Below are 10,738 nucleotides of genomic sequence, written 5' to 3' on the forward strand. Positions count from 1 at the left end.
TTCACATTTTCGATACGAATATTTTAATATGTTTTCACATTTTCTATGGGAATATTTTTGTGTATTTTCACATTTTTAGATTAAAACTATATACTCTTATTTTTCGTTTTATTATATTATATCGGCTTTAAAGCTTGTGCCGTTTTTTAATTTAGAAAGTTTAAAAATATCGGCAATGGTTTGCCCGACATCAGATAATGAGCTTCTGATACCTAAATCAACATTGTTTTTTAATTGCTTCCCGTAGATAAGTAAAGGAACATATTCCCTTGTATGGTCTGTATGTTTTGTATATGAAGGGTCACAGCCGTGGTCTGCCGTTATTATAAGAACATCATTTTTATTTAAGGTATTTATTATTTCGGGCAACTTGTCGTCAAAATATTTTATTCCTTTTGCATAAGCTTCAATATTTCTTCGGTGTCCCCATAACATATCAAAGTCAACCAAATTTGTAAAAATAAAAGTATTTTTTTCTGATGGCTGTTTAATCAACTCGATTGTTTTTTCTATACCTTCAATATTGGATTTTGTTTTATATGCTTTTGAAATACTTTTACCGGCAAAAATGTCGTAAATTTTACCGACGGATATTACTTGTCCGCCGGAATTATAAAACAAATCCAAAACGGTTGTACCCGCAGGTGTTAAAGAAAAATCATGCCTGTTTGTTGTTCTGACATAAGCACCGTCTTTTTTTATAAAAGGACGGGCTATTACCCTGCCTACCGCATGTTCCCCCTGCAATAAATTTCTTGCTATACGGCAAATATCATATAATTTTTCAAGCCCGAAAGTTTCTTCCGAACATGCTATTTGAAAAACGGAATCTGCCGAAGTATATACTATAGGGTAACCGGTTTGTTCGTGTTGTAAGCCGAGTTTTTGTATAATTTCCGTTCCGGAAGCAACACAGTTACCTAAAACTTTTATACCTGTTTGTTTTTCAAATTCTTCTATTAAATTTTTGGGAAAGCCGTTAGGATATGTCGGGAAAGGTTTATCTAATACTATTCCTGATAATTCCCAATGCCCCGCGGTAGTATCTTTTGCGGGAGACTTTGTTGCCATTTTACCGTAACAACCGATAACATTTTTTTGATTGTTTTGAAATGAAGTGTTTGAAATATTATAAAGCCCGAGTTTTGATAAATTGTTCAAATTATAACCTCTGCCCATAGCTTTGATAATATGCCCGAGAGTATCGGCACCTTTATCGCTATAGTCGGCAGAATCAGGTAATTCCCCTATACCTAAACTATCTAAAACTATTAAAATTATTTTATTGATGTCTTTCATTTTACAACATAAATTATAACATATTTATTATCTTTATCCAAAAATATGAAAAAAAATATCAAAACATTATTTTTTTATTCTGTTTACAAACTTTAAATTCTCTCGTATTCTTCAATATATTCAACTTTTATGAAAGACGAAAAAACTCTTCAACCTTACCAAATTATTATATTCAAAACAAAATAATCTTTTCTTTGTTTATCATCATTGCAAATTTTGTTTTATCGGTTATTGTTAATCATCTTTTTACAAACTTTAAAAATTCTTTTGTGGAATTAGATGCAATCACTTCTATCAAGAATTTTATTAAATTTTTTCTGACTTTTTATGCTTTTTAAGTTATACTTAGGTTGCCTTAAGGACACATCACTTGTACCGACGTTTAATCCTTAAGGTTTTTTATTTTCATCTAAATCATAGAACAAATTTCCTTTACCGTCCTCACCTATAGTTATATAAACTTCATAAATATTATTTTATTGGTGAAATAATAAAATGTTTTTATTTATATATATTTTAATATAAACATTGACAAGTTAAAGATTTTAAATTATACTATTGTTGCTTCCAAAGGGGACACTACTTGTAAAAGTGTTTACTCTTTGGAAGTTTTTTTATTCTCGTCCAAATCGTAAAAAAGATTTCCGTTTTCATCTTCACCTATTGTTATATATACTCTGTACTTTTCTTTAGCTATATATATTTCATTTGTAAAATAATGAAATATCGTTATATTATCTTCTCTATCTTTATATTTATCTGAAGAGTTTTTATATTTTGCAGTTTTTAATATTTTTAATAATTTTAAAACTATTATTAATTTTCTTCTATCTGCACTATATATCTATCTCTTGCATTTCTTGATATTCTTATACTTTTAAATTTGCCAATATCAAAAGTTTTGCCTTGAATATTTTCCGCAAAATATTTTATGGCTTTTTCTCTTAATTCTTTTATATCTTTATATTCTCCGAAAAATTTTTTTATTTCTTCTTCGGTTATTATTATTTGTTTGTCATTATATATTTCTTGTTCTTCAGAAAGTTCTAAATCAGCAGGATTTTTTCCTGTTAGTTCATAAAATTCTTCTATGGTATTAATTATTCCTAAAAAGATTATTCTTTCGTTATTCATAACAGTTGGCATTTTACCAAATTCAAGGGAGGTTTGCTATTTAAAATTTTTCTTGAAAATTTAATAAAATTATGATAGAACTTTATCTTTAAAAGTTATGTAAAAATAAATTTCCAAGAACAAAACTAATAAGGGCAATTTCAAAATGATTTTTAAAACAATAAAAAAATATCAAAGTAATTTGTTTCATACTTATATATCTCGGTGTTTATTTATATTATTGATAATTAGTTGTATTTCTGTTTCTGCTTTTGCCGAGTTTGTTCTCGGTATTTACAATGTTACAGATGAAGAAGACATTCCAATAATTAAACAAGCAGGTTTTAATACCATTCAAACATATAAAGCAAATCCTGAATTTTTATCACGACTTGCAAAAAAAGCGAAAGAATATGATATGAAACTTCTAATCTATCCTAATAAAATTATTGATAGTGAATATGAAAACGAAGCACGTAACTATCCTATAAAAGCATGGTATATTTGCGATGAACCTGATATCAAGCATATTTCCAGAGAAGAGATGATAAATCGTGATAATATTTGTAAAAATACTTTTCCCGAACATCAAACAGCATTTGTTATCAGTAGAGGAAAAACCAAAATACCATATTATGATATTTGCGATATTCTAATGATTGATGGCTATCCTGTTCCAAGTAAACCTTTGGAAAGTTTTGGGAAAAAATTTGCTATTGCCAAACAAAAACTTATTGAAGCAGGTTGTCCGCAAAAACAATTGTGGGCAGTTGTTCAGATTTTTGATTGGAAGGAAATAAAATTAAAAAAACCTCGCAAACATGGTCGTTTCCCTACAAAAGAAGAAATAAGGTTTATGTCTTATGATGCATTATTTAACGGAGCAACAGGGCTTTTCTATTTTACTTATACTATAAAAGGGGTTCCTTTATCTTCTTCAAAACCGAAAGAATGGGAATATATCTCGGAAATAATACAGGAACTTTCTTTTATCGGTAAAATTATTGACAGCGGTAAAGAAGTAAAAAATATTGTGGATGTAAAAGAACCTTTAAAGGCAAAAACTTATAAATATGAAGGAGTGAAATATATAATCGTGGAAAATCCCACAAACGAAATACAAAAACTTCCGAAAAAATTCTTTAATAAAAAGTTTGAAGTTCTCTTTGAAAAGTCTTCAAATTTGGAAGATATTATTTCAAAAAACGAAAGAACTCTTCAACCTTATCAAGTTATTGTATTCAAAACAAAATAATCTTTTTTTGTTTATCGTCATTGCGAATTTTGTTTTATTGGTTATTCTTATTATTTTTTAAGAATAGTTCTTCTAATTTTATATATTGTTCTTCAAATTTTTTTGGATTTGTTTGTTTTAGTTTTTCTAAGTTTTTTATTTTCCATTGAATTGCAGGAAGTTTTTCTATATTTGGAATATTAATATCCTCTATCCAAGAATTATCTAAAGAAACAAATTTCAATAAAACATTTGTATAACTTTTAATATTTTCTCTAATTATTGTTATTAATTTTGTTAAAGTTTGTAAATGATCTTGATATGTAAAAGACTTATTTGTCATACCAATAAAATCTTTTTCTAAAACATCTTTTTTATCAGAGATATTTGGATTAAGCAAATCATGAAAAGTTCTATCATGTCCCAACAACATAATAACAAAACCTTTTATTATGTTGTCATTTATTTCATTTGTATCAAGAAATTCTTTTATGTCAAATAAGTCTCTCGGATGTTGTCTATCAAGAGCAGCACAAATTTTACCGCCATATAATTCATTTTTTGAAATGACCGTTATCTTTGCATAACCGAATTTTTCGGTTACTATCTTACAAGTTTCCATTTCTCGCGGTTCAAAAATAAAACCTCTTAAAACATAGTTAGGTTCTACTTTAATAGTCGTTAGATTATCCGAACAGACAAGTTTTTTATTTTCTTGTCCCATTATCACAGTTTTTACCCCAATTGACTTAAGGATTTCCGTAATATTTATAAGAGATCAATTAATATTTTTATAAGCATCTTCCCTTTTATCAAATAATATATAACTTAAATCTATGTCTACCGATAATCTCGGCAAATTTTTATAAAACAGATTTATAGCACTACCACCTTTCAAAGCAAATATTTTTTCTTTTGCAATATAAGGTAATATTCTAACTAATAATTTTACTTTATCTTCATAAACTTTATTCATTGTTCTATATTATCTATAACTATTTTATATTTTTTATCAAATTTTCCACCTGCAACAATTTTCCTTATACCATTTCCTAAATTTATTTTTTTTATATTTAATTTTTCAAACCAAGGATAATTTATTTTTTCTGCCATATATAAAAACAGTCTTTTTACTTTTATAGATTTTGTTTCCTTCAATAATTCTTGTAATAAATCAGGTCTCAATGCTGATAAAAATTCCATCGTTTGATATGCTGTTTGAGTAGTTATAACATTTGGAACAAGATATAATATCTCTAATATAGATCTTTCCATACTTGAGATTTTTGTTTCAAAAGAATTGTTATCAAAATTCTCTATTCCTAAGTTTTTAGGTAAAAAATCTGTAAGAAAAATATTATATTTATCTTTAAAAACTGTTTTAAACCACTTAGGTAAATTTTCTTTTTTTATTCCGTACAGATTTGTTTTAGAATTAAATATTACATTCTGAGAAATACTATATTTATCACTCAAAGCAGAAAGTCCGCCTATATGAATAGACAAGTTTAATTGATTTTGTAATGCATATATTGCACTATCAATATCATATTTATCGTTTAACTTTGTATATGCTCCTGTTCCTATAGATTTTATCCAATTGGATTTTTTATATTTTGAAATTAATGAAGTTGAAATTTTTTTTTGCTGTAACCATTTTGAAGTAAAAATAGAATTATTAGGAACTTCTTTTAATATTTGTTTTAATTTAAATGCTATTTGCTTACTCATAGTTAGTAAAATACAATATTTTTAAAACATTGTCAATACTCTCGCAGTTGTTCTAAATTTTACATTTACAAAATTTAAGGGATGTTTGCTATTTAAATATTTTCTTAAATTTTTAACAAAAAAAAGTTTGAAGTTCTCTTTGAAAAATCTTCAAATTTGGAAGATATTATTTCAAAAACCGAAAAAACTCTTCAACCTTATCAAGTCATTGTATTCAAATCAAAATAAACTTTGCATAAATTATTACTTTGCCGTTATTTGCTTAATTACTTTTTTGAATAATTTAACAATTAATGGCTTTTCATTAAGAAGTTCAGAGATTAACTTATTTAAACTTTCTCTTTTGTAGTTGTAGTTTCCATACCTCAATTCATCCATACATCCATCCCTCATAGTTGCAAATCTTTTGAAAAATTCTTCTCTTTTTGGATGAGATTTTGCTGACGAGATAAATGCTGGGTTGTATTTTACCATATCGTCATAACTTATTTGTTTATATTCAATATTATTTTTTATTTTTTCAAATATATCTTTTGCTTTTTGTGAATTTATCGTTAATACCGATACCCCTTTTTTATCATACATAATCGGTAATATTTCTTTTACCCCCCACAAGTCACCTATTGTAAAATCGCTATATCTATCCCCCTTAAAACTACATTTATGACATGATGGTCTTGAAAACAATCCACTTAAACATCCTTTTCTATAACTTAATGCATATTTTCTTAACGATAAAAATATTTTTATTTTCTTTGGTAATAAATTATAAAGACCTGGTAATTTGGGATACTTTATATTATTTTTTAAAGATAAACTCATTATACTTTTATCCCAACCGTAAGTTTTATCTCTAAAATCTATTGAGTTTATCTCTTCAGTATTAAAATTTTCTTCCAAAAAATTTTTCCAAACCAATGGGGATGCAACCTGCCAACAAATCAAATCAACAAGCATCAAATTTTCATAATCTTTTTGAAGAAAACTTTTCAACCCTGCTATTTGGCAAGGTGTTCCGGTAAATAATACAAATTTTCCCTCGTCTAAAAATTGCTTTGCCTGTTTATATGTTATGTTTATATCACTTTGAACATACTTTGACCGTCTTAAAACATCCAAATCTTCTTTTATATATATATATTTATGCACCACTTTCCAATTATTATCAAAACTTGCTCCGAAAACTATTCCATTTTGTTCTAATACATAATTTGCAAATATTGAGAACATTCCACCCGACGAACTTTTTAATTGCTCATCAACATTTTTATTCTTCGCTCCATAAACTTCCAAAACTCTGTTGTTCTTGTTGTTTCCATACTTCAATACATCCATACCTCTATGCATCTGTCGTTCCATTATAGGGCATACTTTTAAACACAATCTACACTTAATACATTTATTTTTATCAACTTTCGGATACAAAAAACCTTCACTATCATATTCCATTTTGATAGCTTCTTTAGGACAGATATTAAAGCAGGCACTACACCCGCAACATTTGGTTTTATCGGTTATATTCAACATATTTTATCCACTATTTTATCTATTATTTTAAAAATTAAATTTTTAAAATTTTTTTGATTACTGTATAAATATTTTTTACTTATAAAATCAAAAGAATATTTTTCTAAATCCTTAAAAAAATATTTACGAGCAAATCTAAACTTTGGGTGTTTATAAACATGTCTACTTTTTGAAATGACATACTCTTTACTAACTGAATGATAAATAAATGAATTATTACATTTTTCAAATAAATCTTTACCTTTTCTTGAAGAAACCACTATAACTGAAATACCAGAATTTTTATTTTGTTCTAACAATTCTCCAGTATATCCCCAAAAATCTGCAAGGGAAATATCTCCGACTCTTGGAAGTTTTGCCCAATTACAAACATAACAAGAAGGTCTTAAATAAAAGTTCAATAAAAATCCCTTTTGATATGGATTATCTAAAGATGTACTTGTTAATTTTTTACCATTTTCAAAATTAATACTTACATGATTAGGTCCCCACCCAGCATTTTCTTTATCTCTCCAGCACATTGAAATTGCATTGCTATTTTCTTTTGAATTCAACTCGGCAATATATTTATTAAAAACTTTTTTTGAAGGAACTCCATGACAAACAACATCACAAGTATAAAGTTTTTCATATTCTTTTCCTAAAAAGCAATATAAACCTGCTATTTGGCAAGGTGTTCCGGAAAAAAGAACTAATCTATCGTTATTTAAATCCTCTTTTACTTTTTTGTATATGTTATTAGTATTACTTTCCAAATATTTTGATTTTCTAAATTTTAATGCATCATTCAATGTAGTTGCTCTACTATGAAAAACATTAAAATTTTTTCCTAATTCAACTCCATATACAACACCATTATTTTTTATAATATATTCAACGAAACTCCAAAAAATTCCACCTGAAGAACTATCAATGGCAATTTGTTTATTTTTATTATAAGCAGCAAAAAATTCACAACTATAGTTTTTATTTTTTTCAAATTTATTTTCCTTCGGACAAAACTTATTACACAAAGAACAATCTATGCATAGATCTTTATTAATTTTAGGGTATAAAAAACCTTCTTCATCTAGTTGCATTGAAATAGCTTGTTTAGGGCAAACACTTACACATACACCACATCCACTGCAGTTTGATTTTTTAATAATATTTATCATGAACGAAATCTCCTATATATTGAATTTATAGGTTTTCTTATTAAATCTTTCTCATACTGATTAAATGCAAAATTCCAAGTTAATAAAATAAAAATCAAAACAAACAACAATATCTTTGATAAATAGAAGAAAAACGAAGAAGTATAAAAAATTTTTTCAATAGACAGTCCAATTATAAAAACTACAAATATGGGAATAGCCATACTAAATATTTGTTTAAAAAAATCTAATATTTTTATGCCTATTTTGTTGTAATAAATATTCATAATTACAGTTTGTCCTAAAAACAAACAAAATGTTGTTGTTATAGCACAACCTAAAGCTCCATACTTTTTTGCCATCGGAATAGACGCTAAAATATTAAATATTCCTAAAATAAAATAAACTTTTGAACGAAAATAATGTTTGTTTTTAGCTTGCAATACAGAAATACCAACACTTTGAATTAAACAAACAAAAAGACCTGCCATTAATAATAATGCATATAAATAAGCATCTAAAAAACTACTACCTACCCAAAAAATAATAAATTGTTTACCATAAATTATAAAGCCACAAAAAACTAAACTTAAAAGTAAAAATTGTAATCTTCCCGTTTTAATAAAAATATTATTAATTTCAGTCATATCATCCGTTTTTGCAGTAATTGAAGATACTTTTGGCAAAAAAACACCGCTTACAGCCGTAGATAAACTCATAAAAGCTGAACTAAATTGTATCGCAATAGAATAAATTGCAACTGATACTGTTCCTATAACAGCACCTAAAATCACTTGTCCTGTTTTCCAATAAGCAAGGCTTATAATACTTGGCAAAAATACAAAAAACGAAAATATCAATACCTCTTTAACAAATTTATTATCCCATTTATGTAAATGAAAATTTGCATTAAGTTTAAATATTGAATAATATGCATTTGCAGAAAACATCATAATATTACAAATAGTTTGCACTACTACGAGTGCAACTATACTTGTTTCAAAATGCAAAACTATAAAAACCAATATCGGTTGTGCAATAACATTCAAGATATTTACACTTTTTAAAAAAACAAATTTCTCATGTGATTGAATTATTGCAACAAAAATATGTCCGGGGATAACAATCATCAAATTAAATATCATTATCCAATAAACATATTTTGCCGTAACAATTTCTATAGGTGAAAGAGTTTTCGTATAAAACGGTAATAGTATATATAATAAAATAATCGCTACTATCATTATGGCGACAGCTATTCCTGTATATACTCTAAGCATTGTAGCAAGTAAATTTTCTTGTCCTATCGTATCTTTTTTGGCAAGTAATTGTGAATAATAACGAACTGTAGTATTAGCTAATCCAAAATCCATTACAGCAAGATATGCAACTAATGAACCAACAAGTTGATACAACCCATATTGTTCTTTACTTAAAAACATAAGCAACATAGGAACATAAATAAAACCTATTATAGAATGAATTCCTATAGAAAGATACGATAATATTGCACCTACTTTTCTTTGATTCATTTTAATTTAATATATCCTTAATAATTTTCCCGACAGAACTTGCATTTTCTATATATTTTGGCATTACGGATATTAAATGTTTTTTAATATTTTCTTCATTTTCATAAATCCATTTAAAAGAATCTGCTAACAAATTTTTATTATTTGATATTTCATCTAATTTAACAACATATTTTTCATAAGTTCCAAATAAATCTTTAGCAATTCCCAAAGATTTAATTGAATACCCTAATACTAAAGTTGGAACACAAGAAGAATATGCAGCAATAGTAGCATGTGTTCTTGCACCAACAAAAAAGCGACATTTTGAAATAATATATTTTAATTGTGGACCTGTGAAATTTTCATTATCTATTAAGAATACTCTTCCAGTATTTTTATATTTTTCATAAAGTATTTTTAAACCTTTTAAATCTTGTTGTTTCATAACATGCGGTATTAACAAAATATTCAGATATTTATACGACAAAATTTGTTCTATCAATTTATAATATGTATCTAGAACATTTTCGTTTTTGTTTAAGACCATAGAACTTATGTTAAGCCCAACATAATTTTTAGTCCAATCTATATTTATTTCTATTTTTTTAGGTTTTACTACAAAAGCCGGATCATGAGTTAAAAATAATTTGTTTTTAGTTTCTTTTATTTCATTTAAATTTTCAAAAGATAACGAATCTCTTGTTGTTAAAAAATCTACTTTTTTTATACTTTCTTTCAAATATTGTGTAATATTTTCTTTATTTATAGAAAAATCATATAAAATAATTTTGGGTTTGTTTCTTAATTTAGAAATATAAGAAATCATTTCATCTAAAGGATTTTTCTTTTTATTGTAATCATAGTTATCTGCTGCCACTAAAACAATTAAATCAAAATTTTTGAATTCATTATACAAAGAATAATTTTTTGTTTTTTCTAAAAACAAATTTATTCCAAATATCTTATATGCAACAGTAAATATTTTTCTTATAAAATAGTTTTTGATCCATTTTGATTTTCTTGGAATATATTTATTTACAAAAGGAATATTAAGAGATTCTTTTTGTGAAATATCTGCAGAAGAAATAGCTATAAATTCGACATCAGTATTTTTAACTATTTGTACAATTCCTCTAAGTAACATATTGGAACCCATATTATATTTGGCAGCATTTATTACAATT

General features: G+C 26.2%; 9 protein-coding genes and 1 pseudogene. 1 reads left to right on the forward strand and 9 read right to left on the reverse strand.

What is annotated here, in order from left to right:
- Window positions 1-111: 111 nt before the first annotated feature.
- The 3 genes from ACMUOV_RS04210 to ACMUOV_RS04220 all read right to left on the reverse strand — a co-directional run bounded on the left by ACMUOV_RS04210 (window position 112) and on the right by ACMUOV_RS04220 (window position 2,433).
- Window positions 112-1,290, reverse strand: coding sequence for a phosphopentomutase (locus ACMUOV_RS04210; RefSeq protein WP_413853873.1), 1,179 nt, complete (start codon window positions 1,288-1,290; stop codon window positions 112-114).
- A gap of 604 nt (window positions 1,291-1,894) precedes the next feature.
- Complete coding sequence (locus ACMUOV_RS04215) at window positions 1,895-2,143, reverse strand: hypothetical protein (RefSeq protein WP_413853874.1); 249 nt, start codon at window positions 2,141-2,143, stop codon at window positions 1,895-1,897.
- A complete protein-coding gene (locus ACMUOV_RS04220; protein ID WP_413853866.1) occupies window positions 2,116-2,433 on the reverse strand; it encodes a hypothetical protein in 318 nt (105 codons plus the stop codon). The genes ACMUOV_RS04215 and ACMUOV_RS04220 overlap by 28 nt, the downstream gene beginning before the upstream one ends.
- Window positions 2,434-2,653: 220 nt before the next feature.
- Here ACMUOV_RS04220 and ACMUOV_RS04225 point away from each other — a divergent pair, with 220 nt between their 5' ends.
- On the forward strand, window positions 2,654-3,667 hold the full coding sequence (locus ACMUOV_RS04225; RefSeq protein ID WP_413853867.1) for a hypothetical protein: 1,014 nt from the start codon (window positions 2,654-2,656) through the stop codon (window positions 3,665-3,667).
- 34 nt (window positions 3,668-3,701) lie between these two features.
- Here ACMUOV_RS04225 and ACMUOV_RS04230 read toward each other — a convergent pair.
- From ACMUOV_RS04230 to ACMUOV_RS04255, 6 genes and pseudogenes are all read right to left on the reverse strand, one after another.
- Window positions 3,702-4,622, reverse strand: a pseudogene (locus ACMUOV_RS04230) (nucleotidyl transferase AbiEii/AbiGii toxin family protein).
- The gene (locus ACMUOV_RS04235; protein ID WP_413853868.1) at window positions 4,619-5,377 is read right to left on the reverse strand and encodes a type IV toxin-antitoxin system AbiEi family antitoxin domain-containing protein; all 759 of its coding nucleotides are present in this window, start codon (window positions 5,375-5,377) and stop codon (window positions 4,619-4,621) included. Before ACMUOV_RS04235 ends, ACMUOV_RS04230 begins: the two are co-directional and overlap by 4 nt.
- Window positions 5,378-5,620: 243 nt before the next feature.
- On the reverse strand, window positions 5,621-6,904 hold the full coding sequence (locus ACMUOV_RS04240) for a Coenzyme F420 hydrogenase/dehydrogenase, beta subunit C-terminal domain (protein ID WP_413853869.1): 1,284 nt from the start codon (window positions 6,902-6,904) through the stop codon (window positions 5,621-5,623).
- On the reverse strand, window positions 6,898-8,061 hold the full coding sequence (locus tag ACMUOV_RS04245) for a Coenzyme F420 hydrogenase/dehydrogenase, beta subunit C-terminal domain (protein WP_413853870.1): 1,164 nt from the start codon (window positions 8,059-8,061) through the stop codon (window positions 6,898-6,900). The genes ACMUOV_RS04240 and ACMUOV_RS04245 overlap by 7 nt, the downstream gene beginning before the upstream one ends.
- Window positions 8,058-9,572: an oligosaccharide flippase family protein gene (locus ACMUOV_RS04250; protein ID WP_413853871.1), complete on the reverse strand. Its 1,515-nt coding sequence runs from the start codon at window positions 9,570-9,572 to the stop codon at window positions 8,058-8,060. Before ACMUOV_RS04250 ends, ACMUOV_RS04245 begins: the two co-directional genes overlap by 4 nt.
- Before the next feature lies 1 nt (window position 9,573).
- Window positions 9,574-10,738: polysaccharide pyruvyl transferase family protein (locus ACMUOV_RS04255; protein WP_413853872.1), on the reverse strand; the 1,165-nt coding region annotated here is incomplete at its 5' end.

It is taken from the genome of Candidatus Ruminimicrobium bovinum, assembly GCF_902760015.1.
GTDB lineage: Bacteria > Elusimicrobiota > Endomicrobiia > Endomicrobiales > Endomicrobiaceae > Ruminimicrobium > Ruminimicrobium bovinum.

Excerpts from the sequence above, each read along its gene's own strand:
- ACMUOV_RS04220 (WP_413853866.1), bottom strand. The coding sequence starts at position 2,433 with ATGAATAACGAAAGAATAATCTTTTTAGGAATAATTAATACCATAGAA.
- ACMUOV_RS04235 (WP_413853868.1), bottom strand. The coding sequence starts at position 5,377 with ATGAGTAAGCAAATAGCATTTAAATTAAAACAAATATTAAAAGAAGTT.
- ACMUOV_RS04240 (WP_413853869.1), bottom strand. The coding sequence starts at position 6,904 with ATGTTGAATATAACCGATAAAACCAAATGTTGCGGGTGTAGTGCCTGC.
- ACMUOV_RS04245 (WP_413853870.1), bottom strand. The coding sequence starts at position 8,061 with ATGATAAATATTATTAAAAAATCAAACTGCAGTGGATGTGGTGTATGT.
- ACMUOV_RS04250 (WP_413853871.1), bottom strand. The coding sequence starts at position 9,572 with ATGAATCAAAGAAAAGTAGGTGCAATATTATCGTATCTTTCTATAGGA.